Raw genomic sequence first — 23584 nt, forward strand, 5'->3', positions numbered from 1 at the left:
ATTTTTGTCCTTTATTCACGTCTTTTGTCACAGTGTGAATAACTTTTTTCACATTATAGCGGCACTTGCTTTAACAAGGAACTAATAATAGTTTGGTTAAAATAAAACAAACTTATTCACATGTTATTCACGATGTGAAGACTTTTTTAAGGAGATTGATTGTTAGCCGACACCGTTATTGAACTCTTAAAAGAAGAGATCTCTTCTTTAGAATTTGAACGCTACATCAAACAACTTAAATTTAACGAAAAAGCATCCAATTCAGACCAAATGGTTTTTGTCGCTCCCAATATTTTAATTTCCAATTGGGTTAAAACCAAATACGCCGAAAAAATAGCCCATCTTTTTGAACTCAAAACGGGGAAAAAACCCGAAATTAAAGTCGTACTCAAAGAACACCTCAAAACATCCAAGGTTAAATCAAGCTCCATAGAAATGATCGAAGCGATCAAAAACGTCAAAAATACGATTTTAAATCCTTCCTACACGTTTGACAGCTTCGTCGTCGGAAGTTCTAACCAATACGCTTATACTGCCGCAAAATCCATCGCCGAAAAACCGGGCATTATGTACAATCCCGTTTTTATCTACGGACCGACCGGCCTTGGTAAAACCCACCTGATTCATGCGATAGGCAATTATTGTCAAACCAAAGGAAAAATCGTTATTTACGCAACGATCGAGCAATTTATGAACGATTTTACCTATAACCTTCGCAACCAATCCATGGATCGATTTCGTGAAAAATACCGCAATTGCGATGTTTTATTGATAGACGATACCCAATTTTTATCCAACAAAATTCAAACGCAAGAAGAGTTTTTTCATACGTTTAACGAATTGCACTCGGCCGGTAAACAGATCGTTTTAACGTCCGATAAACCGCCTAAAATGATTAACGGTTTAGAAGATCGTCTCAAAAGCCGTTTTGAATGGGGGTTAATCGCCGATATCGGACTGCCCGAACTTGAAACGAAAATTGCGATTATCAAGAAAAAGTGTGAGCTTGACGGCATCAATTTAAACAGCGACATCGTCAATTACATCGCTTCCAATATGGGCGACAATATTCGTGAAATCGAAAGTGCTATTATTAACCTTAATGCCTATGCCTTATTGATGCGCCAAGAAATTACGCTTGATTTTGCGAAAAACGTTATGCGCGAACAAATTAAAGAACGCCGCGAAAATATCAGTCTTGAAGATATTATTCAGATTATTGCAAAAGACCTAAATATCAAACCGAGCGAAATCAAATCGACCAAGCGCAGTAAAAACATCGTCGAAGCCAGACGCATCGGCATTTATTTAGCCAGAACCCTAACCCCTAATTCCATGCCTTCCTTGGCATCGTATTTCGGTATGAAAGATCATACGGCGGTTTCGCACAATATTAAAAAAATTAACGAACTAATCGAAACAAACGAAGCCTTTAAACTCAAAGTTGAAGATCTTAAAAATAAAATTTTGACCAAAGAAAAATAAAAAGTTTTAGAGAAAAACGTGATGACATGTGAAAAACAAGAACCAAAACTTTCACTACAAAAAGCCCTATTTTTAGGTATAATGTATCTTGTTTTCACTCATTCAACCCAAACTACTACTTCAACTATTTTAATAAATAATTAAAGGAGACTCAATGAAAGTTTCGATTAAAAAAAGCATTTTAGAAAACATTCTTCTCAATACTCAACCTTACCTTGAGAAAAAAGATTTGAGTCAAATCACTTCACATGTACTTTTATCGACGGAAGAAAATCAACTCGTTATCAAAGCAACCGACTATGAGATTGGTTTGAGTTACCATACTCCCGAAGTTTTGATTAGTACATTCGGTCAAGCCAGTGCGAACGGAAAAAAACTCTTAGATATTATTAAAAGTTTGAAAGACGATGATATCGTACTTGAAACAATTAACGATTATCTTCATATTCAACAAAGCCATTCCAAATTTAAACTTCCGATGCTCAATCCTTCCGATTTCCCGATCTTTCCGGCAATCGACAACAAACCGAAATTTAACATCGACAGTGCGACTTTGGTACGCGCAATTAAAAAAATTGCCCCTTCCATCGATACGAACAATCCAAAATTTGAACTTAACGGTGCATTGATCGATATTAAAGACAATACGATTCATCTGGTTGCTACCGATACAAAACGTTTGGCGGTTATGAGTATTGAGCAACAAACCGAACACAATTTTTCGTTGATTATTCCTAAAAAAGCCATTTCGGAAATTCAAAAACTCTTTTTCGACGAAATCGAAATTTTCTACGATGAAAATACGTTGATTGCACAATCGAGCTATTTTACCTTCTACACAAAGCTCATTAACGGTAAATTTCCCGATTACGCACGCATTATTCCTAAAACAAAAAATTATTCACTCTCGCTCAGTCGAGAATTAATGATCGATGCAATCAAACAAATTGCAATTATTTCGGCGGAAATTAAACTCACGTTTCAATCCGAAAAGATTATTTTTGAGAGTTTAAACGACGATAACATTGAAGCAAAAACGGAAATCGATTTTCATACGGGACTTGAAAACGAAATTTACCTTGCGGTAAACAGCCGTTACGTTTTAGATTTTCTATCTCACATCGAAAACAACAGTTTTACCTTAGGTTTTAACGATAGCGGTCTTCCTTTTACCTTAGAAAGTGAAAATTTTATGACGATCGTTATGCCGATTATGATATAAGAATTATTAAAGAAGCGGAGAAATTATGAGTACTTACGGTGCAGACAATATTAAAGTTTTAAAAGGCCTTGAAGCGGTTCGTAAACGTCCGGGTATGTATATCGGCGACACGAATATCAACGGCTTACACCATTTAATTTACGAAGTCGTCGATAACTCTATCGATGAGGCAATGGCAGGCTATTGCGATCATATTAAAGTGGAATTGACACGCGAAGGATCGGCGATTATTACCGATAACGGACGGGGAATTCCCGTCGGTTGGCATGAAGGCGAAAATATGTCCGCCGCAACGGTTGTTTTAACCGTCTTACATGCCGGCGGAAAGTTTGATAAAGATACTTATAAAGTGAGCGGCGGTCTTCACGGCGTGGGCGTTTCGGTTGTAAATGCGCTTTCGTCTAAACTTGTTGCAACGATTAAGCGTGAGGGAAACGAACATCGCCAAGAGTTTGCGTGCGGTATTCCTCAAACGCCTTTAGATGTTGTTAAAACTACAAACCGAACGGGAACGACGATTGAATTTTGGCCCGATGCTACGATTTTTGAAACCGTTGAATTTCAATTTGAAATTTTAGCGCAGCGTTTTCGCGAACTTGCCTATTTAAATCCTAAAATTAAAATCGAACTTAAAGACGGACGTGACGGACGCGCCGAAACGTATCATTTTGAGGGCGGTATCAGACAGTTTGTCCTTGATCTTAACAAAAAAGAAAAAGTTGCCGAAGCGGTTCATTATACGGCAAGCGTGGAAGACGTAGAAGTCGATATCGCGATGATGTACAATTCGACCTACAGCGAGATCGTGTATTCGTTTGTCAACAATATTAAAACCATCGACGGCGGAACGCATGAAAGCGGTTTTCGTGCCGGTTTGACGCGAGCCATTACCAATTATATCTCTTTAAACGCAGGTATTCGCGAAAAAGACGCCAAAATTACGGGCGATGACGTACGCGAAGGTTTGATCGCTATTGTGAGCGTTAAAGTCCCCGAACCGCAATTTGAAGGACAAACCAAAGGAAAGCTCGGTAGTTCTTATGTAAAACCGATCGTTCAAAAATTGGTCTACGAACAGTTGGTTAAATATTTTGAAGAAAATCCGATCGAAGCTAAAGCCATTATGAATAAAGCCCTTATGGCGGCACGCGGTCGCGAAGCGGCTAAAAACGCGCGTGATTTAACGCGTCGAAAAGATGCCATGAGCATCGGTACGCTTCCGGGAAAATTGGCGGATTGCCAAAGTAAAGACCCTTCCATTTGTGAACTTTACCTCGTCGAGGGCGATAGTGCGGGCGGTTCGGCAAAACAGGGACGAGATCGCGTTTTTCAAGCCATTTTGCCGCTTAAAGGTAAAATCTTAAACGTTGAAAAAAGCCGCTTAGATAAAATTTTAAAATCGGATGAAATTAAAAATATGATTACCGCTCTTGGATGCGGTATCGGCGATGAGTTTAACGAAGAAAAATTACGTTATCACAAACTCATTATTATGACCGATGCCGACGTCGACGGTAGCCACATTCAAACGCTTCTTTTAACGTTTTTATTCCGTTTCTTGCGACCGATCGTCGATAACGGTTATGTCTATTTGGCACAACCGCCGTTGTATCGCTATAAAAAGGGTAAAAAAGAGATTTATCTCAAAGACGATACCGAAATGAATGCTTTCTTAATCGAGTCGGGTTTGGAAACGATGGAAATTGAGGGCGTCGGAACACCGGATTTAATCGATTATTTCAAAATTATTGCGGCATATCGCGGTATTTTAAAAGAGCTTGAAAAACGCTTTTCGATGATCGAAGTGGTTCGTTATTTAATTGAAAATCCGGATTTAATTTCTCTTCCTTCACACGAGCTTTTCGAAGCGATTAAAGCGTATATTCAAAAAGTCGGATACAATTTATTGAACCACTATATTACGCCTGAGAGCCTTCATCTGTTTATTCAAACCAATGACGGCTTGGAAGAGTTACTCTTAGACGATACTTTTTACGGCAATGCTTTATACGAAGAGGCACGTTATATTTACGGCAAAATTCAAGAGCGCGATTTTGACGTTTTTGAAGGACGCGACCCGATTGAAATTTTAGACGAAATTGAAAAAAATGCTAAAAAAGGTGCGTATATCCAACGCTATAAAGGTCTGGGTGAAATGAATCCTGAACAGCTTTGGGAAACGACGATGAATCCCGAAAACAGACGTTTATTGCAAGTTAAAGTCGAAGATGCCGAACTTGCAAGCGAAACCTTTACGCTTTTCATGGGCGATGAAGTCGAGCCGCGCCGACAATACATTCAAGATCACGCCAAAGACGTTAAACACTTGGACGTTTAATGCTCTATTCGGAGAAGAAAGAAAGAGAAAATCGATTTATTACCGCCTTAAAAATTGCCTTTCCTTTTCTTCTTCTCTTGGGCATATTTTTTCATGCATCACAGCTTTTTAAGCACGATACGTTCAATTTTATTCTTCTCATTTTATTAATTCCCGTTTACGTGTATTACACGGTTTATTTGATCTATTACGGTTTTCAAACGACGCTGATCGATCCGATTACTAAAACATTTAATCGAACAAAAATTCTCTCAAAAATTGAAAAGATCAAACAAAAAGATCAAACACTGATTGTTTTATTACATGTCAAAAATTTGAGTGATATTAACGATCGCTACGGCTTTAATAACGGTGATAGCGTTTTGAAAAAATTGATTGAAAAATTACAAGCGTTTTTGACTGAACATCATTTAAAAAACGTACCGATCGGTCGTTACAGTAACAGTATGTTTCTTTTTTATACGCGTTATCCTTCTTTAGAGCTAAAACACTTTATGATGCTTTTTACGAAAAGCATTCAAAATGTCGGTATCGATAATATCGAAGTTAAAATCGATTTTGCGATGATTGGAGCACATTACGACGAATCGACGGAAAACATCATTGAAAAATTGATTTTATTGAGCGAAGAAACGGATAAAAAAGAAGAAGAAACGGTAATATTAAAACCCGATGCTATGAATAAAATGATTGTTCATGCCATTCAGGAAAACCGTCTTTTTTTTAAATATCAACCCTGCGTAAAATACGACGACCGTTCCCAAAAACTGTATGAAATTTTAACGCGTATCGATTTACAAGAACAAGGTATTCTTAGTAAGCAACAAATTCAACGTATTGTCAACCATGCGGGATATGAAAAAGAGTTCGACGAAAAAGTTTTTGGATTGCTTTTAGAAGAGTTAAAACCACTTTTAGAACAAACCGATGCGTTGTTTTGCATTGAAATTTCGCCGGTTTCACTGCGAAATACCGCTTTTAAACGTTACCTTCAAACGCTTTTTAAACGTCTCAAAATCGATCCGAATCGTTTTATTCTCGAAATTATCGAAAAAAAAAGTTACGAAGAGATGGGGCGTTTTAATGAAATTGTTAAAAGTTACCGAGAATTCGGTTTTAAAATCGCACTTGGAAATTTTGGCGGAAATAACGCGAGTTTCGAGTATTTAAAATATCTTACGATTGATTGGATAAAATTTGATATTGAATTTACCAAAAATATTGAAGCGGATCCATACCGTGTTTTACTCAAGCATTATAGTGAACTGGCAAGGTCGCTTCATATACGGACTATGATAAAATTTGTCGATAAAAAGACTCTTTTTGAAAAAGCAAAAGCGTACGAACCTGATTTTATACAGGGATTTTATATCTCAAAGCCCAAATCCATAGGAGAAATAGATGAAATATGGTGAAAAAATTATTAAAGAGTTTGATGTTGAAAAAGATTTGGAAATTTGGCCCAATCAACACAAAAAAAATTACGTTATTAAATTGACCTTGCCGGAGTTTTGTTGTTTGTGTCCACGAAGCGGTTATCCTGATTTTGCAACAATTTACATCGATTATATTCCAAACGAGTGGGTGGTCGAGTTAAAAGCGATCAAACTTTACATCAACAGTTTTATGAATCGTAATATCAGCCATGAAAATTCGGCAAATGAAATTTACGATCTTTTAGACACAAAACTCAAACCCAAGTGGCTCAAAGTCGTTGCCGATTTTAATCCGCGCGGAAACGTTCATACCGTTATCGAAATCGATTCTAAAGTCGTACGAAACGAGAGCACATGTTAAATCCAAAACTCATCGAACAATTTTTCGGCGCGGCGTCTATTCAACGTTGGAACGATTATCCGCGTATGGTAGAGTTGGTGGAACTCGACAAACAAGCACACAAGTTTATTATCGCTTATTTCGTGGCGAAAATGGAAGGTGACGAAAGTATCGATATGCGTTCGTTGATTGAAGCGGGTATTTTCGAATTTTTGCGCCGTGTGGTTGTGACCGATATTCGCCCTGACGTTTTTCGAAGAGCACTTCAAAAAAAAGAAAAAGAGATTAATACGTGGGTACTTTCCCAACTGTACGATTCGCTCAGTGAAATTGAAAACGGAGCGTTTTACCGACGGTTTGAGACGTATATTAGCGATAGTTCTATGTATAAAAAAGAGCGTTTTATTTTAAAAGCAGCTTCTTACATGTCAACGCGTTGGGAATTTTCAATCGTGTATCAAACGAGCCAATTTTTAAACAATATCGACCGTGTTAAAGAAGCGGTCGAAGAGGAAATCGAGGATTATTACGAGCTGATTAGCATTCGAAAAATGGCGATGAATAAGAAAATTTCGAAAGTAATCGATCTAAGCGGACGTCTTCGTTTTCAAAAACGTTGGGCGCAAACGCCGCGCATTCCCGAAACGTCCGTTTTGGGACACATGCTCATCGTCGCGATTTTGGGTTATTTTTATTCGCTCTCGGCCAAAGCGTGCGACACTCGTTTGGTCAATAACTTTTTTTGTGCCCTGTTCCACGATCTTCCCGAAGCTTTAACGCGCGATATTATCTCTCCGGTCAAATATTCCGTAAGCGGTTTGGACGACATTATCAGCGAATTTGAAATTAAGATGATCGAAGAAGAAATTTTGCCGAATTTACCCGAGGGTTTACTCAAAGAGTTTAAGTATTTGCTCGGTTTGTACGGCGACAACCATAAAGACGAATTTATGAATCGCATTTTTGAGCATGAAATAACGGCGATCGACGATCCTTGCGAATACAACGAAGAGCGATTCCATACCATCGACGGTAAAGCACTTAAAAATTGCGATAATTTAGCCGCATTTATCGAAGCTACGCTTTCGATTTCGCACGGCGTCAAATCCAAAGAGTTGATCCAAGGTAAAGAACATATTCGTCAAAAGCTCAAAGAAAAAGGGAAAATGGGCAATGCCGATTTTTACGAGTTAGCCTTGGAAATTGAAAACTATTTTGGAGCGTAAAAGAAGTATAAAATAAAAACCCTCTTCCAGATGGCTGCGGCACACACCTTAAAAAAGTGCTCTGCTGTGTTCCCACCCTGAAGCGATGCTCTTAGAAGACGTTGCACAGGTCTAGAAGAAGGCGAAGCGTATTTTACCCAAAAATTCTTAAAAAACATAGAGGAAGCGTATGGTCGATCCTAAAATTGAAGCAAGTTGGAAGAAGGTTTTATTGGACGAGTTTCAAAAACCCTATTTTGAGACCTTAAAAGCTTTTTTGCTCGAAGAAAAAAAACATTTTACGATCTATCCGAGCGGGCAAAATATCTTTGCGGCGTTTGATCATACACCATTTGACAAAGTTAAAGTGGTTATTTTAGGGCAAGATCCTTATCATGGAACAGGTCAAGCACACGGACTCTCTTTTTCGGTGCAAGAAGGCGTGCCGTATCCTCCCTCTTTGCAAAATATTTTCAAAGAACTTCACGATGACTTAGGATGCCCTATCCCTCAAAACGGAACCTTGAGCGCATGGGCAAATCAAGGCGTTTTTTTGCTCAACACCGTTTTAACCGTACGTGCGGGCGAAGCCAATTCGCATCGCGGACAAGGATGGGAAATCTTTACGGACGAGGTTATCAAACGTCTAAGCGCGCAAAAAGAGCATCTTGTTTTTATTCTTTGGGGAAGTCCCGCCGGTGCGAAAGCTTCGCTGATCGATGCAAAAAAACATCTCATTTTGCGTTCCGTTCACCCTTCACCTTTATCAAGTTATCGCGGATTTTTCGGTTCAAAACCATTTTCCAAAAGTAACGACTATTTGATTCAAACCCGACAACAACCGATTCAATGGTGTCTTTCTTAAGCGTCGTTCACGATCGCCTTTACGCGTGGTATCAAACTAACGGTCGTCACGATTTACCGTGGCGACAAACCGACGATGCGTATCGTATTTATCTCAGCGAGATTATGCTTCAGCAAACGCAAGTTAAAACCGTTTTGGAGCGGTTTTATTTTCCGTTTTTAAAGCGATTTGAAACCCTTCAAAGTGTAGCCGAAGCTCCTTTGGACGATGTTTTAAAAGCATGGGAAGGTCTTGGATATTACACGCGGGCTAAAAACCTTCATCATACGGCACTGACATGTCAGGGGGTTTTGCCGAAAACTCCCGAAGAACTCGGTGGACTTAAGGGAATCGGAAAAAGTACGGCGCATGCAATCTGTGCATTTGCCTATCGCCAAGCGTTGCCTATTTTGGATGCCAACGTTAAGCGTGTTTTATGCCGTTATTTTGCCTTACACGTCAAGAATGAAAATGTATTGTGGCAAAAGGCATGGGAGCTTTTGGATACGAAACGCCCCTTTGAGTATAATCAAGCGATGATGGATTTAGGCTCGATGGTTTGTACGTCTAAAAATCCTACATGTAATGCGTGTCCGATGAAACTGACATGTCAAGGTAAAACATACCCCGAAAACTATCCTCAAAACATTAAAAAACCGAAAATTCCGATTAAAAAACGGTTTGTTTCGGTTGTGATTTGTGAAGGAAAATTAGGATTGATTCAACGTAAAGAGAGGCTTTTGCACGGACTTTGGGGTTTTGTGCAAACGGATGAAAAACCCGAAGGTCGTTTTTTGGGTATCGTCCGTCATACTTACAGTCATTTTAAACTCGAACTCGAAGTGTTTCAACCGGGATGTTGCACCAAAACATTTGACGGTTGGTTTGACGAAGAGGAAATAGCCTCGTTAGCTCTCTCGACGGTCGATAAAAAAATACTACGATGCTGGCGTAGCATGATGATGAAAAGCATCGTTTCGAACACCGACTAAAAAGAGCGTTACGCTGCAAAGACTTACGCCCATCATCACGCCCATAACGGGTAAAAGCGTTCCATCATGCAAAAAGCTTGCGACAAAGCCCATCAAAGCACCCATACTGTACTGTAAAACGCCGATAATCGCGTTCGCGGATGCACTGATGTTCGGGAAAAATTCTAGCGTCAATGAAACTGAGTTGGAAAAAATAAAGCCTAAAGAGCCGATGTAAAGCATAATCAACGGGAAAATAAAAGTAATGCTTTGATCGCGAAGTATAAAAAGTAAAAAACCCAAAAATGCTTGCAAAACCATACCGAAACGCAAAAGATAAAAAGGCTCGATACGTTTGACAAGATGGGCGTTGAGCCTACCTGTCAGCATCAGTAAGATGACGTTACTTGCAAAGAAAAACGAAAAAAGCGTCGCTCCGATATGAAAATGTTCCATATAAATAAACGACGAAGAGGTAATGAACGTGTACATCCCGGACGAGCACAATATTTGCGATACGATCAAAACCATCGCCGTTTTATGGCTTAAAACGCGTTTGTAATTTTGAAAAGGAGTTATTTTCGTGCTGGTTTGTACACCTTTGGGAAAGAAAAAAAAGTAGATTGTAAGAATCATAAAGGCATAAACGCACAAAAAAACAAAAATACTTCGCCATGAAAAAAGTTTTAAAAATAAAGCACCGAGCGTAGGTGCGATTAGCGGTGCGGTTAGCATAATCATAGCAATCAGTGAAAAGACGCGCGCACTCTCTTTACCCTCGTATCGATCGCGTACAGTTGCAGATACGTTAACCGTAGCAATACCGCCGCCGAAAGATTGAATCGCGCGTAAAATCCAAAAAAGCGTAATATCGTGCGTAAAAATGAGCGCAAAGCTACTGAGTCCGAAAAGAATCAATCCAATACTAATCAGCGGCTTTCTTCCGTAAGCGTCCGAAATCGGCCCACCGAAAAGCTGACCCATCGCAATACCGAAGAAAAAAAGACTGAGACTAAATTCAACGTTGGGTATGGAAGTATGAAGGTCGCTTGCGATGGAGGGGAATGCCGGTAAATACATGTCGATCGACAAAGGAGAAATTGCCGATAAAGAGGCGAGAATAAGGATTAGCTGACGTTCGCTTAAAGAGTGGGACATTCTTTTTTTCCGTAATTTTTTAAAAGATTATAGGCGATTAGGTTAAATTGAATGTTAATAAAATCCTTTTGAATGCTTTAAGTCGTTGCGTTATACAATAAAGTCAAACGTGTCAAGGAGCGTCTATGTTACGAAAATGGTTAACCCTTTTGATTACGGCATGGCTTTTGCTCGGTTGCAACGATAAAGCGGCAAACCACGCGAATGTTACGGTCGAGGGTGTGGACGCAAGTGAGCAAAATGCCATTAAATCGGTTATTTTGAACGGGAAAAATCCTCCCAAAGAGTACCTCGAACTTGCATGGAAAAAACTCAAATGTAGCGATGCAATTAGCCAAAGAATCGGAAAACGGGCGGTTTTTATTGCACATCGATTTCAAGAAAAACAGATTTACGGCGGAGAAATAACGCGCGAGGAAATCTTTTTTATCGGAAACGATAAACCGAGCAAGATTATCGATTTTGACGTCAAAACGGCATTTAGCGCATTTTTGGCGACACCGAGTATCCAAGAGATTTTTGCGTCTTCTATTTGGGATTTGAAACGGTTGCACGAATTATTTTCAACAAGTGCAAACGATGCTTCGGCCAAAGAGACGATCAAAGATTTTATTTATTCGATCAAACGTTTTTCCAAAGAGGATCAAAGCTACATTGATCAAGCGATTTCCACGGCAAATACGCCGATGTCTATTGCCAATAATACGGCGTTGTTCATCGTTATGCGCCTTTTTCCCGAACTCTTAGAAGAGCTGTTGTTTGACGAAATAACGTACAAGGGCAAATATTATTAAGGAGATACGATGAAAGCTTTTATCTTTAAAATCGCGATAGGGTTTTATTTTAGTATCGGTATGCTTCACGCCGATGCTTTAAGCGAAGGACTCGGTGCTTATGAAAAAGGAAACTACATGGCATCAAGCCTCTTTTTCGAAGAAGCCTGCGATAACAATGTGATGGAAGCATGCTATAACCTTGCGCTGATGTACGACGAAGGTGTGGGCGTTTATAAAGACGATCAAAAAGCGATGAGGTTATTGGCAAAAGCGTGTGAGGGTGGATTTGTCGATAGTTGCTATAATCTTGGCATAATGTACGAAAAAGGCGAAGGTGTTACGCAAGATACGGTAAAGGCGTTTACGCTTTATTATCAAGCTTGTGAAAAAGGGCATACGCGAGGATGCTATTCGACCGCGCTTATGTACTATAAAGGCGAAGGCGTACGAAAGAACTTTGTTGAAGCCGCAAAACTTTTTCAACAAACATGCAATGAAGGTTATGAAAAAAGTTGCTTTAATCTAGGCGTGATGTACCGTGACGGGCAAGGCGTGGTTCAAAACAGACAAAAAGCAATCGAGTTGTTCTCTCAAGCATGCACGATGGGTTTTGATCTCGGATGCAAAAACGCTCTGTTGCTCAAAGAGTGATAGAAAAATTATAAGTGTTATTTTGCACTTAAGAATTGAATTAGTATTTTAACAAGACGTATTTTAGGGGTTTTTGAAGTAGTGGCCGGGAGAGAGGGATTCGAACCCCCGGAGGTATTACCCTCAACGGTTTTCAAGACCGCCGCATTAAACCGCTCTGCCATCTCCCGAGACGAAGAAACATAGTTGCAAATTTTGGAGGCGACACCCGGATTTGAACCGGGGATCAAGGCTTTGCAGGCCCATGCCTTACCGCTTGGCTATATCGCCACCGAATTCTTAAATCAGGTGGTGCCCGGAGCCGGATTTGAACCGGCACAGGAAAAACTCCCGAGGGATTTTAAGTCCCTTGCGTCTACCAATTTCGCCATCCGGGCAACGCATTTCTTTTTTAAAAAAACTAAATGGAGCGGGAAACGAGGTTCGAACTCGCGACCCCGACCTTGGCAAGGTCGTGCTCTACCACTGAGCTATTCCCGCATTTAAAAAAGAGATGAGAGTATAGCAGTTTTTTTGAAAAATGTAAAGCCATCTTCGTTAAATTTACGGAAGGCAAATTTTTTTAGGGTGGTTTTGCTATAATTTAAAAAATTTTTTAAGGAAGATTGATGCGTAGCGATCAAGTCAAAAAAGGGTATAACAGAGCACCTCATCGGAGTTTGTTTCGGGCCACTGGGCTTAAAGACGAAGATTTTAACAAACCGTTTATCGGCGTAGCCAATTCGTATATCGATATTATTCCGGGACATTTCTTTTTGCATGAGTATGCCGTGATCATTAAAGACGAGATTCGTAAAAACGGATGCGTTCCGTTTGAATTTAATACGATCGGCGTCGACGACGGGATTGCGATGGGGCATGATGGGATGCTGTATTCGCTTCCGAGCCGCGAGTTGATCGCCAATTCGATTGAAACGATGATGAATGCGCATATGTTAGATGCGATGATTTGTATTCCCAACTGCGACAAGATAGTACCGGGTATGATTATGGGCGCGCTTAGGGTTAATGTTCCGACGGTTTTCGTCAGCGGCGGACCGATGAAAAAAGGTTATACAAAAGAGGGAGCACCGCTTGATTTAAACTCTGCTTTCGAAGCCGTCGGGAAGTTCGAAAAAGGCGATATTAGCGAAGCGGAATTGGTTGATATCGAGTGCAATGCTTGTCCAAGCGGCGGTTCGTGTTCGGGGATGTTTACCGCCAATAGTATGAATACGTTGATGGAAGCCATGGGTATTGCCCTTCCCGGTAACGGTACGATTCCGGCACTTACGCCAGAACGCGAAGCGTTAATTCGCAAGGCGGCCAAACGTATCTGTGAAATTGCCCTCGACGATCGTTTTAAATTGAAAAACATCTTGAATGAAAAAGCCGTTCGTAACGCATTTGCGATCGATATGGCCATGGGAGGAAGCTCCAACACGGTTCTTCACATGTTAGCCATCGCTAAAGAAGCGGGCGTTAATTTCGCGATTAAAGATATTAATGAAATTAGTAAAAACGTTTCGCATATCGCGAAAATTTCGCCTTCGCTTTCGACCGTTCATATGGAAGACATCAACAAAGCGGGCGGCATGAACGCCGTTATGAAAGAGGTTAGCCGACGCGATAACGGTATTTTGCATCTGGATAATTTAACCGTGACCGGCGAAACGATCGGCGAACGTATCGCTACTGCGGAAATTCAAGATACGACCGTCATTCATACCCTTGAAAATCCTTACTCCAAAGTGGGCGGATTGGCGATTTTGTTCGGCAATTTGGCACAAGCGGGATGCGTCATTAAAACGGCGGGTATCGTGGGCGGTCGCCAATTTATCGGTAAAGCGGTTTGTTTTGATTCGCAACAAGAAGCACTCTTGGGAATCGTAGGCGGTAAAGTCAAAAAAGGCGACGTGGTCGTGATTCGCTACGAAGGACCGCGCGGGGGACCTGGAATGCAAGAGATGCTTTCTCCGACCAGCTTGATTATGGGAATGGGATTAGGTGCCGACGTGGCACTCATCACCGACGGACGTTTTTCGGGTGCGACCAGAGGATTTAGCATCGGGCATGTCAGTCCCGAAGCGGCAGAGGGCGGGTTGATCGGTCTTCTTCAAGACGGCGATACGATTCAAATCGACGTTGATGCGTACAGTATCGAAGCCTTGATCGACGAGGCGGAATTGGCGCGCCGTAAAGCGGCATTTAAACCCAAAGTCAAAACGATTCAAGGAAGCTGGTTAAAACAATACCGCCAATTGGTGACCAACGCCAGTAGCGGCGCGGTTCTTCGTACCGAAGAGGCATAATGGCGGATTTTTTCAACCTCTTGTTGCAACATACCATTACGATGATGGCAATCGTTGATCCTTTGGGCGTCAGTGCAATTATGCTTTCGCTTTTGCCCCAAAATACGACCAAAGCGCACATCGATAAAATTGCGGCTAAAGCGACGATGACGATTATCGTCGCTTTTTTCGTTGTGCTTTTAAGCGGTAATTTTTTACTCAACCTTTTCGGTATCGAGATCGATTCGCTGAAAGTCATGGGCGGTATTATTTTGTTGCTAACGGCAATTAAGATGGTTCAAGGCTCTATGGAGTCGAAAAATCAAACCGAAGAAGAGCGCGAAGAAGCCATCAAAAACGATGAATTTTCGGTTATTCCTTTGGGTATTCCGATTACGTTTGGCCCTGGAATTTTTGCAACGATCATCATTTTGCGCGGGCATAGCGAAAGCGTCGCTTCCCTTGCGGCATTGATTATGGCATATCTTATCGTGGCGTTTAGCGTCTATCTAGCGTTTAAAAACAGTATTTATATCCGTCATTATTTGGGCATTACGGGGCAAAAGATCGTGAGTCGTTTGATGGGTTTGATCGTTGGAGCGATAGCGGTGCAATTTATCGTAGGCGGCATCAGCGTGCTTGCGAAACATTACATGTAAGGATGGTTTCATGAACCGAGGCGGTTGGACGTGCCCTCACGACGTCGAGGGTATTTGCGACATTATTCGCAAAGAGTGTGATCCCGGAGATCGCGGATGCGTGCTTTACGGAAAAGCCAAATTTTCCAATGAAGCCTCTCCTTCCAACGAGGCGTTTGAAAAGCGTATGGAGCGTAAAATGCGTGAAATGCTCGGCGAAGCGTACGATCATCAGGCGTAATTATTTAAGCGTATAGCTCAAAACGATACGAATTTCCACGGGCGATTCGACGCTCGGGAATGTTTCTGAAGCCTGTTTCAATGTCTCAAGGCTGTGTTCGTCTAAAAGTGCATACTTTGACTTTTGGCAGACGTGAGCCTCTTTGACCCCCGCACTCGTCCATATAAAGCATAAAGCGACGGCACCTTCCATTCCCGCACGTTGGGCTCTTTTCGGATACGTTTTTGCCGCTAAAAGTGCCGCTTGAATCTTGTGTGCAATCTGGTTTTCCTGCGCATCGGTTGTATGCTTGAGAGGTTTAGGCATCAAAGTTTCCGTAGGGATTTCTGCGGATAGAGGGCGCGCTTCTTCAGGCGGCGTCTCGTGAGGCGCACTTAGGGCAGGTGTCGGAACAACGGTTGCGATCGGTTTAGGCTTGGGTTTGGGCGGAGTCGGTTTAAGAGACGGTTGCGGTAGGGGAGTTGCGACTTTAGGCTCTTCGACGACGTTTGGTACGTTTTGGGGTACGGCGGGCGTAGGCGTCGGTTGTTGCGGCGTTAGGCAGATGTGAAAACGCTCTTGTCGCACGGGTTCGCTCGGTTTGGCACGGAGCGTAAAAAACGATATTAAAAGCATTGCGACGCTTACATGTAAGAACAATGAAAGTAAAAAAGCGCGTTTGAAGTACATGTTATTGAGGGAGTACCGCAATGTCGAGGTGTTCCAAACGGCGTGCTTTAAGACGATCCAAGAGCGTCACGAACAGTCCGAAACGGCTCTGCTCGTCGGCTTGAAGCATTAACGTATCTTGTGGGTTTAACATGTCAAGCTTTTGGTCGAGATTTTCTAAAGGAAGCGGCTCGTTTTGCCATAAAATCGTTTGGTCGCCTAAGAGCGTAATCGTATAGGCTTGTTTTTGAGACGGGGTGTTGCTTTGCGTCGCTTTAGGCAAATTGAGTTCTAAGGTGCGTTGGGCGATGAACGTTGAAAGGGTTAAGACAATCGTTAAAAGAACCAGCATAATGTCGATAAAAGGGATAATATTGAGCCCTTCGGGTCGTTTAAGCCGCACGCGATGCCTTCCATTTGGCACTCAAAACGTCGCATTTGCGCAAGCATGCGCTATAGGCCATAAGCGTCGGAATGGCGACCGTTAAGCCGAGTGCCGTGGCTTTGAGTGCAAGCGAGAGGCCGGTTAAGACCGTATCGGTTTGGATATTGCCGGATTTTCCCATATCGTAAAAGGTAACCATAATGCCTAAAACAGTGCCTAAAAGTCCGATATAAGGTGCGTTGGAGCTGATAATCGATAAGGCGGTCAAGTTGCGCGTCAAATCGGTTTCAAGCGTGTCGATATCGCGGTAAGGCGTTACATCGATGTTGCGGTAAAAGAAAAAACGTTCCAACGCATAGGTGAGAGCCAGAAGACTCATCACCCCTAAAATACCGAAAATCGCATAATCGATCCAGAATTTTAATGCGTCCATCAATTCCATCCGCGCGAATAGGCTTTAAAACAATCCAAGCAAACTTTTTTCCCCTCTTGCAAGCGCATTTTATGCTCCGGCGCGCTCTCGCCGCATACTTCGCATACTTCCGAAGCAAACAAACGTGCCGATTCGGGAAGCTCAAACGTCGGCTCTTTGAGCGTAAAAAGCTCTTCCAGCGGTGCGTTTAAGATCAACTCTTGCATGCTCGCACGATCGATCGTATGACCGAATGGGCGTTTAAAAACGATACGCCCTTTTTTGCCGTTTTTGCGATCAAAAAAACTAAACGCTTGCTTTCCCGTATCTTTATAGATGAGATTGCCTTTGCCGAAACTGCATCCTAAAAGCACTTGAATCGCGTCGACTCCGCAGGCGTCGTTTTCGGTTACGCATACTAACTCTTCGTCTTTGCTAAATCCTACCATCCCTAACCACTCGTGAGCGGCTTGCGATGCACGAAATCCGATGGCAAGTCCCGGACATGCGTGTCCGTGAAATGCGACACATTTTTCCCATAATTGTTGCATTAGAAATGTACTCCTACCGTTAACATCACGCTTCTAGGCGCGCCTTGGTAATAACTGGCCGCACCTGCTCGCGTATCGTCCGAAGCACTGATAGCCGATACATATTCTTTATCGAAAATATTATCCACTTCCAGCGCAACCCTAAGTGTCGCTTTATCGTAAAAATTCTTTTGCGTATAAGCAAACTGAGCGTCGAATAGCCAACAATCGTCGATTTTATCGTGATTGCCCGCATCGCCGTAGCGTTCGCCTAAATACCGTGCCATAGGAATCAATTCGAAACGACCGATTTTATATATTATACCCGTTTTCGCCATCCATTTGGGCGTATCGACGATTTGGTTGTCTTTGGCGTTAAGCGTCGTGCCTTGATAACTAATATCCTCGTCGTAGGTAAAGTGTACGTAGGTCGGATTGAAGAAAAACGTTAATTCGTCGTTTAGAAAAACATTGACTTCCGTCTCAATCCCGTAGCTGGTGGCTTTTCCGATATTTTGCTGATAGCTAATCGGCGAACCGCCCGAGAGCACTCTGCTATCGGAAACGTTGGTCAGAAGGTTTGTGTGTTTTCCGTAAAATAAGGTCGGTGCGATTTCGAAGCTATCGTTTTTGTAACGTACGCCTACGTCGAAATTATCCGATTTTTCAAGATCGTATCCGTCGAAAAGGTCTTGAACGCTTACTCCCGCAGCTTGAAACTGCGTGCGATAAGTATTGTATGTGTTCATGATCGGCATGTACGAGTAAGGGCGAATAAAGCTTTTACCGTAATTGGCATACGTTTGCCATGCGGCATTGAAATTATATGAGACGCCAAACGTCGGTAAAACGATCGAATAGGTTTCGCCGTCTCGATCCAAATCGCTTGCCCTAACCAGTCCGTAAGGTGCGGAAGTGCTTGTCGTATAGCCTAAACTGTCGGCATCTTCGAAACGGAAATATTTTAACCCGCCTTGCCAACTAAAGTCGCCGACGTTTCCGGAGAGTTTAAGGTAAGGACTATGAAGATAGGTATCGCCCGAAGTACCGACGACGCCCATGCCTCGATACGAGAGCCCCGAAGAGGTGATGGCGTAGTTTTCGCTTGAAATCTCCATCAGCGATTTTTCGAAATGATAGCCGACCACCGCCTTAAACAGGTCGTAACGGGCTTCAAGTTCACTCATTACACCGTAACGCTCGATGTCGCGAACGCGTTTTTGAACCCTTCCTCCGTTACTGGTAACGCCTTGGTAGATTTCGGTGTCTTCTTTGGAGTAGTAGGGCTTCAGATTTAAGGCGTAGGTATCGTTAAACGAATGCGTTAAAATCGCTATCAAGTCATCGTTTTGATATTCGCCTTTATTGTAGTCGTAGTAGTAAATATCTTGTGCCGCACTCCCCGTCAAGGCTTTGTTATAATCGACGTTGTAGTTGGCTTTAAGATTTTGGGTTTGTGCATACGAAAGCGGTCGGTATAAATTTTGGTCTTGATCGTTATGGTTGTACCATAGTTTAAGCGTCGTCGCTTCACCGATCGGTTGGACGAGGGAGAAGTTGGCGTTGACTCTAGGTCCTAAGTCGCCTTCCCCGCGCCATTTGTCGGCTTGCGCGTAGGAGACGGCTCCCGAGACACGCGTACCGCTTTCATTGAGAATACCGCTATCGAGCCTAAAATAACTTCGCGTATAGTGATCGCTTCCGATCGTTTGCGAGAGGTCAAAACCGAACGCTTCTTGTGCCCATTTGGGATGCAGCGTAATCGCACCGCCTCTGGAACCCACACCCGTGCCGATATCCGAAGGAACGCCGCCTTTATAGATCGAAAGCGATTCCATATTTTCCATATCGTAGAGATAATCTCTAGGTCCGATGGGATTTCCGCCGTAATTGGGAACGCCCTCTACCGTCAGTGCCCCCATAGAACTTCTAACGCCGCGCATCCGTACGGTACTTTGCTCGATCGCAAGACCGCTACTATCGACATTTTCGACGCTAACGCCCGGTAAAATCGATAAGGCTTCGTAAACGCTCGTTGTTGCCTTGACGCCTTGAATTTCCATGCCTTTTTGCGTCACTTCACTGCCCGTGTAGACGCTTTCTCCCGTTTGTTTCGTCGGATTAATCAGACGTTCCGCTTCCACTTCCATCGTTTCGAGATCGACACCGTAAAGCGTCGAAAGGCTCAAAGCGGCAAACGATACCTTTAGCCAATGCTTGTGTTTCAAAACTTTCCCCCTTTAATAACACGTATTTTTTTAAAATAATTCGTATTACTATAGGTTAATTAAGCTGTAATACAAATAAATTATAAATAATATTTTTGATAAATTCAAATATTATTGAGGCGTAAAAGTCTTAGTGGCGGTGCCCTTGAGCGATAGATTCATGGTGATGTCCGTAATAAACGAAGGTATGCCCTTCGCTGACATGTAAGGATGCGGCGACCTCAAAGAGCTCTTCGAGCATCGAAGCTTCAATATGCGAGGTCTCAATATCGTGCAGTAACGTGCCTTGCTTGAGCATTAAAAGGCGATCGGTGTAATGAATGGCGTGTTGAATGTCGTGCAGAACGATGAAGGTTATAAGCCCTTTTTCACGCGTTAGTCGATGGATGGCTAGAAGCATTTCAAGTTGGTTTTTAGGGTCTAAGTGTGAAATCGGCTCGTCCAGCAGTAAAATTTTCGGTTCTTGCAATAACGCCGATGCGATCATCACTTTTTGACGTTCGCCGCCGCTGAGTTCCGTGACGCTCATCTCAAGAAGCGCAAGAAGGTCAAATTGCTCGACGCTTTGTGCGATGAGGTGTTTATCGGTTCGCGAAAGTTTGATTCCGCTGTGGGCACGACGGCCGAGTTCCAAAACTTCCAACGTCGTCGCTTGCGAGGGCGTATTGAATTGAGAGACGTAGGCGATATAGCGTGCCAATTCCGCCGCTTTTAAACGACTCAGATCCACGTCGTCTAGCATCACGGTACCCAAAGGGGAGGGAATGAGCCCCACCAGATGTTTTAAAAGCGTACTTTTGCCCGCTCCGTTGGGACCGATGAGCCCTACGACTTCGCCTTCGCGTGCCGTACACGAAACGGCTTTGAGAAGCTCTTTACGTTTCAAACGGTAGGTAAGATCGTGAAGGTAAAGGCTCATCGGCGGCGTCCTTGCGATACGAGAAGGTATAATAAAAGCGGTGCGCCGATAAACGACGTTAAAATGCCCACCGGAAGCGTTACGGGATGCAAAAGCATACGTGCGGCGAAATCGGCGCCCAAAAGCAATGCTCCTCCGCATAAAGCCGAAAGCGGTATTAACGCTCCGTGCGCGCTTCCTAAGACAAGACGTACCGCATGCGGTGCGATGAGCCCGATAAAGCCGATAATCCCGAAAAAGGCAACGGCGATAGCGGTACAAAGCGTCGAAAAGAGAATGACGCCGATGCGAAAACGCTTGACTTCCACGCCTTTGTTAAACGCGTTCTCGTCTCCAAATGCCAATGCGTCGAATTTCCAATGTGCCGCCCAGAGATAAAGAAGTGATGGAATCAAAAAAAGTACCATCGCTCCAAGCGTCATAGCGTTGGCTTTGCTCAAATCCCCAAACGTCCAAAAGAGCGTTGCGGCGGCATTAATATCGCTGGTAAAGTACTGTAAAAACATCGTTCCCGCATGAAACAAAGAACCTAACCCCACGCCCGCCAAGATCAAAGTGTGCGGAATCATGCCCACAAAATGCGAAATCCATACGATGAGTAGCGCGCACACGATGCTTGCACCGAAGGCAAAAAGCGCGATATTGAGTTTGAGCCACAGAGGATGCGTCGAAATATCGGATGCACTAAGTGCGATAATCGCAAATGCCGCTCCAAATCCAGCCGCTTGCGAAATGCCCAAGGTAAAGGGCGAAGCGAGCGGGTTGCGTAAGACGCCTTGCATCGCCGCTCCCGAGAGTCCCAAAAGCATGCCGACGAGCAATCCTGCGAGTGCGCGCGGTAAGCGTATGGAAAAAAGGATCATCGAAAAGCTTCCGGAGGAAGGCTCCAGTCCTATGAGTTTGAGCGTATCGCGTACGACGACACCTCCCGTTCCGCTAATCATATTGAGCCATAAAAGGAGGATAATCGTCAGCGATAAGAACGCAAAAAGTCCGAATCGCTTGAGCGTGCGCTTGCGATACAGAAGGTGCAAACTCATAAAGGCGGATACTGCAATTGAGATAAAAGCTTCGCACCGTGTTGCGGGTAAAACGCCTCGTAGATTTTTTCCGCTTCGGCTTTGACCTCGACTTTGGCACCTAAGCCGCTTGCAATTTGCCATGCGATGACGAAGAGGTTTTCGATATTGGTGCTGTAGTAGTTATAGCCTAAAACGGTTTTGAGCTGTGCCGTTTTGTACGCGCTGAGCGAATCGTACAAGGCTTTGTGTTCTTGGTACTCCTCTTGAATTTTGGCTTGACCGAAAAGATCGACGAAAATGATTTCCGGATCGCTTTTCAAGAGAGCCTCTAGCTCGATAAACCGGTGTCCTTTGAGTTTTGTCTGTTCAAAAACGCAGTTTTTGAGCCCGAGAAGCGCAAACGGAGGATAATCCACTTCGGTACTCGTGAGCCCTTGGACGCCTTTATAGCCTACGCCGCCGACGTAAACACGTTTTTTCTCCAACGAAAGCGAACGTAAGGTTTTTTCTTGATTTTCGATAAACGCGACGAGGCTTTGCGCGCGCGGTAGCGTTTGCGTGATTTCCCCTAAGAGCAGAAGCGACTTTTTGACCTCTTCAAGATTTTTTTCTTCCGTACCGCCGTAAGACGCACCGTAGCTTAGGGCAATAATCGGTATATGCGTTTTAGAAGCGATCGTCTCGATTTGGTTTTGATCGACGAACGAAGTGACGATGAGGTCGGGTTGAAGCGTCAGCAAGGCTTCCATGTCGGGCATTTTACCAGGACCCCCCGGACCGATTAACGGAAGTTTGTCGATGGCTTCGGCGCTCATAAACGTACGGTACGGCGATAAAAAGGAGGACTCTTTTTCGATTTTTTCAATGCCGACCAAACGGGTATTGAGTCCCAAATACGTTCCCAAACGCAATGCGCCCGGACCTAAAAAAACCAATCGGGACGTTGTGCCGATTTCAACGTTTCGACCGAGCATATCCGTATACGATTGAGCGAAAAGCGTACCGGCGAAAAGCAGGCACGCAAGGATTATTTTTTCCATGAGATGAGTTTCACTCCTGAGGTAGTTTGAAAGGCGACATCGCCGTTTGCGTTTTGCATCGACGTTATGATCGACTTTAGGGCTTGCATGTTCGGATGGGTGCGGTTGATGCGAAGATGCCATAAAACCGACTCCAACGCTCTATCGTAAGGCATTACATGTAAACGCGTATCTTCCAAATAACGTTCATCATATGCGATACGATTTTGCTCTAGCCACCGAAGGATCAATTCGGAGCCTAACGGGGCCTTGAGCGTGAGTCCGTGTGCTTCAAACACGGGATTTAGTAAACCGGAGATGCGCTTTCCCGCCCATCCCAGATAAACACACGCATGTGACGAAAGGGCGTTAAAACGCTCGATATGTTCGGGCGTTTGGAGCGCGGGCGACATCGAAGAGAAGCAAATATCGAAAGTTCGGTCGGTTTGAAAATCATCCCACGTCCCGCAAAAAAAGTCGAATTTATCCCCAAGGTTTGCTTGATCGGCGTCTTCTTTGAGGACGTTTAGCATCTCTTGGGAGAGATCAAGTGCGCTTACATGTAAGGCTTTGTGTGCGAAGTGAAGCGTGTAAACACCCGTACCGCATCCTACGTCCAAAAGCGTTTTCCCTTCAAAGTCGATACCGTTTTGCGCGAGCGATTGAAAGATGCGCCGTTGAAACTCCGAGAGGTTTAAAGAAAAGCGCGGATACTGTTTGGCTTTTTGATCCCATAAGGAGCGGTTTGCGGAGGCGTTGAACATTTTTAGACCCCATAAATAATACCAATTCTATTTCGATATTATTCTAGCGTTCCTCGCGTTAATCAAACCTGAAAACCAAACC

The 23584-nt window shown here is 43.3% G+C and carries 23 protein-coding genes, 4 tRNA genes and 1 other RNA gene; 13 read left to right on the forward strand and 15 right to left on the reverse strand.

Annotation, left to right across the window (positions count from 1 at the left end; all coding sequences use genetic code 11):
- Window positions 1–159: 159 nt before the first annotated feature.
- From dnaA to UCH003_RS00030, 6 genes are all read left to right on the forward strand, one after another.
- Window positions 160–1485: a chromosomal replication initiator protein DnaA gene (gene dnaA / locus UCH003_RS00005; protein WP_060824922.1), complete on the forward strand. Its 1326-nt coding sequence runs from the start codon at window positions 160–162 to the stop codon at window positions 1483–1485.
- A 154-nt stretch (window positions 1486–1639) separates the two neighbouring features.
- Window positions 1640–2707 carry a DNA polymerase III subunit beta gene (gene dnaN / locus UCH003_RS00010; RefSeq protein WP_060824923.1) on the forward strand — a complete coding sequence of 356 codons (1068 nt, stop codon included), beginning with the start codon at window positions 1640–1642 and terminating at the stop codon, window positions 2705–2707.
- 25 nt (window positions 2708–2732) lie between these two features.
- Complete coding sequence (gyrB, locus tag UCH003_RS00015; protein WP_060824924.1) at window positions 2733–5045, forward strand: DNA topoisomerase (ATP-hydrolyzing) subunit B; 2313 nt, start codon at window positions 2733–2735, stop codon at window positions 5043–5045.
- Complete coding sequence (locus UCH003_RS00020) at window positions 5045–6460, forward strand: GGDEF domain-containing protein (RefSeq protein WP_060824925.1); 1416 nt, start codon at window positions 5045–5047, stop codon at window positions 6458–6460. Before gyrB ends, UCH003_RS00020 begins: the two co-directional genes overlap by 1 nt.
- Window positions 6447–6842 (forward strand): preQ(1) synthase, encoded by a 396-nt coding sequence (queF, locus tag UCH003_RS00025; protein WP_039671798.1) that lies wholly within the window; start codon window positions 6447–6449, stop codon window positions 6840–6842. The genes UCH003_RS00020 and queF overlap by 14 nt, the downstream gene beginning before the upstream one ends.
- On the forward strand, window positions 6836–8047 hold the full coding sequence (locus UCH003_RS00030; protein ID WP_060824926.1) for an HD domain-containing protein: 1212 nt from the start codon (window positions 6836–6838) through the stop codon (window positions 8045–8047). Before queF ends, UCH003_RS00030 begins: the two co-directional genes overlap by 7 nt.
- A 20-nt stretch (window positions 8048–8067) precedes the next feature.
- Here the strand turns inward: UCH003_RS00030 and ffs are convergent.
- Window positions 8068–8165: signal recognition particle sRNA small type (gene ffs, locus UCH003_RS00035), an RNA gene on the reverse strand.
- Window positions 8166–8216: 51 nt separating this feature from the next.
- On the opposite strand from ffs, the gene UCH003_RS00040 reads away from it, so the two are divergent.
- Window positions 8217–8891 carry a uracil-DNA glycosylase gene (locus tag UCH003_RS00040; protein ID WP_060824927.1) on the forward strand — a complete coding sequence of 225 codons (675 nt, stop codon included), beginning with the start codon at window positions 8217–8219 and terminating at the stop codon, window positions 8889–8891.
- A complete protein-coding gene (locus tag UCH003_RS00045) occupies window positions 8876–9862 on the forward strand; it encodes an A/G-specific adenine glycosylase (RefSeq protein ID WP_060824928.1) in 987 nt (328 codons plus the stop codon). Before UCH003_RS00040 ends, UCH003_RS00045 begins: the two co-directional genes overlap by 16 nt.
- On the opposite strand, the gene UCH003_RS00050 is transcribed toward UCH003_RS00045, so the two are convergent.
- Window positions 9809–10999 carry a multidrug effflux MFS transporter gene (locus UCH003_RS00050; protein ID WP_060824929.1) on the reverse strand — a complete coding sequence of 397 codons (1191 nt, stop codon included), beginning with the start codon at window positions 10997–10999 and terminating at the stop codon, window positions 9809–9811. The two genes, UCH003_RS00045 and UCH003_RS00050, sit on opposite strands and share 54 nt — an antisense overlap.
- A gap of 125 nt (window positions 11000–11124) precedes the next feature.
- Between UCH003_RS00050 and UCH003_RS00055 the strand changes: the two genes are divergently transcribed.
- Both UCH003_RS00055 and UCH003_RS00060 read left to right on the forward strand, forming a co-directional pair.
- Window positions 11125–11793, forward strand: a complete 669-nt coding sequence (locus UCH003_RS00055; RefSeq protein ID WP_060824930.1) for a hypothetical protein — start codon at window positions 11125–11127, stop codon at window positions 11791–11793.
- Window positions 11794–11802: 9 nt separating this feature from the next.
- Window positions 11803–12426 (forward strand): tetratricopeptide repeat protein, encoded by a 624-nt coding sequence (locus tag UCH003_RS00060; RefSeq protein WP_060824931.1) that lies wholly within the window; start codon window positions 11803–11805, stop codon window positions 12424–12426.
- 82 nt (window positions 12427–12508) lie between these two features.
- Here UCH003_RS00060 and UCH003_RS00065 read toward each other — a convergent pair.
- From UCH003_RS00065 to UCH003_RS00080, 4 genes are all read right to left on the reverse strand, one after another.
- A tRNA-Ser gene (locus UCH003_RS00065) sits at window positions 12509–12596 on the reverse strand.
- Window positions 12597–12622: 26 nt separating this feature from the next.
- Window positions 12623–12696: transfer RNA gene (locus UCH003_RS00070), tRNA-Cys, on the reverse strand.
- Between the two features lie 19 nt (window positions 12697–12715).
- Window positions 12716–12803, reverse strand: a tRNA-Leu gene (locus tag UCH003_RS00075).
- Between the two features lie 28 nt (window positions 12804–12831).
- Window positions 12832–12906, reverse strand: a tRNA-Gly gene (locus UCH003_RS00080).
- A 128-nt stretch (window positions 12907–13034) separates the two neighbouring features.
- Here UCH003_RS00080 and ilvD point away from each other — a divergent pair.
- From ilvD to UCH003_RS00095, 3 genes are read left to right on the forward strand one after another with little or no spacing between them, the layout of a single operon-like run.
- Window positions 13035–14717 (forward strand): dihydroxy-acid dehydratase, encoded by a 1683-nt coding sequence (ilvD, locus tag UCH003_RS00085; RefSeq protein ID WP_060824932.1) that lies wholly within the window; start codon window positions 13035–13037, stop codon window positions 14715–14717.
- On the forward strand, window positions 14717–15355 hold the full coding sequence (locus UCH003_RS00090) for a MarC family protein (protein WP_060824933.1): 639 nt from the start codon (window positions 14717–14719) through the stop codon (window positions 15353–15355). Before ilvD ends, UCH003_RS00090 begins: the two co-directional genes overlap by 1 nt.
- 10 nt (window positions 15356–15365) lie before the next feature.
- Window positions 15366–15575 (forward strand): hypothetical protein, encoded by a 210-nt coding sequence (locus UCH003_RS00095; RefSeq protein WP_060824934.1) that lies wholly within the window; start codon window positions 15366–15368, stop codon window positions 15573–15575.
- Here UCH003_RS00095 and UCH003_RS00100 read toward each other — a convergent pair whose 3' ends face one another.
- The 9 genes from UCH003_RS00100 to UCH003_RS00140 form a co-directional block, all read right to left on the reverse strand.
- The gene (locus UCH003_RS00100) at window positions 15576–16244 is read right to left on the reverse strand and encodes a TonB family protein (protein ID WP_060824935.1); all 669 of its coding nucleotides are present in this window, start codon (window positions 16242–16244) and stop codon (window positions 15576–15578) included.
- Between the two features lies 1 nt (window position 16245).
- A complete protein-coding gene (locus tag UCH003_RS00105; protein ID WP_060824936.1) occupies window positions 16246–16626 on the reverse strand; it encodes a biopolymer transporter ExbD in 381 nt (126 codons plus the stop codon).
- The gene (gene exbB / locus UCH003_RS00110) at window positions 16616–17041 is read right to left on the reverse strand and encodes a TonB-system energizer ExbB (protein ID WP_039675416.1); all 426 of its coding nucleotides are present in this window, start codon (window positions 17039–17041) and stop codon (window positions 16616–16618) included. Before exbB ends, UCH003_RS00105 begins: the two co-directional genes overlap by 11 nt.
- Entirely contained in the window at window positions 17041–17571 is a 531-nt protein-coding gene (locus UCH003_RS00115) for an FmdE family protein (protein ID WP_060824937.1), read from the reverse strand. Before UCH003_RS00115 ends, exbB begins: the two co-directional genes overlap by 1 nt.
- A complete protein-coding gene (locus UCH003_RS00120; RefSeq protein WP_060824938.1) occupies window positions 17571–19778 on the reverse strand; it encodes a TonB-dependent receptor in 2208 nt (735 codons plus the stop codon). Before UCH003_RS00120 ends, UCH003_RS00115 begins: the two co-directional genes overlap by 1 nt.
- 130 nt (window positions 19779–19908) lie before the next feature.
- Window positions 19909–20697, reverse strand: coding sequence for an ABC transporter ATP-binding protein (locus UCH003_RS00125; RefSeq protein WP_039675410.1), 789 nt, complete (start codon window positions 20695–20697; stop codon window positions 19909–19911).
- Window positions 20694–21737: a FecCD family ABC transporter permease gene (locus tag UCH003_RS00130; RefSeq protein WP_060824939.1), complete on the reverse strand. Its 1044-nt coding sequence runs from the start codon at window positions 21735–21737 to the stop codon at window positions 20694–20696. Before UCH003_RS00130 ends, UCH003_RS00125 begins: the two co-directional genes overlap by 4 nt.
- Window positions 21734–22759, reverse strand: a complete 1026-nt coding sequence (locus UCH003_RS00135; protein ID WP_060824940.1) for an ABC transporter substrate-binding protein — start codon at window positions 22757–22759, stop codon at window positions 21734–21736. The genes UCH003_RS00130 and UCH003_RS00135 overlap by 4 nt, the downstream gene beginning before the upstream one ends.
- Entirely contained in the window at window positions 22747–23502 is a 756-nt protein-coding gene (locus UCH003_RS00140; protein ID WP_060824941.1) for a class I SAM-dependent methyltransferase, read from the reverse strand. The genes UCH003_RS00135 and UCH003_RS00140 overlap by 13 nt, the downstream gene beginning before the upstream one ends.
- Window positions 23503–23584: the final 82 nt, after the last annotated feature.

Origin of the sequence: Sulfurospirillum cavolei, from assembly GCF_001548055.1 — a bacterium.
Taxonomy (GTDB): Bacteria; Campylobacterota; Campylobacteria; order Campylobacterales; family Sulfurospirillaceae; genus Sulfurospirillum.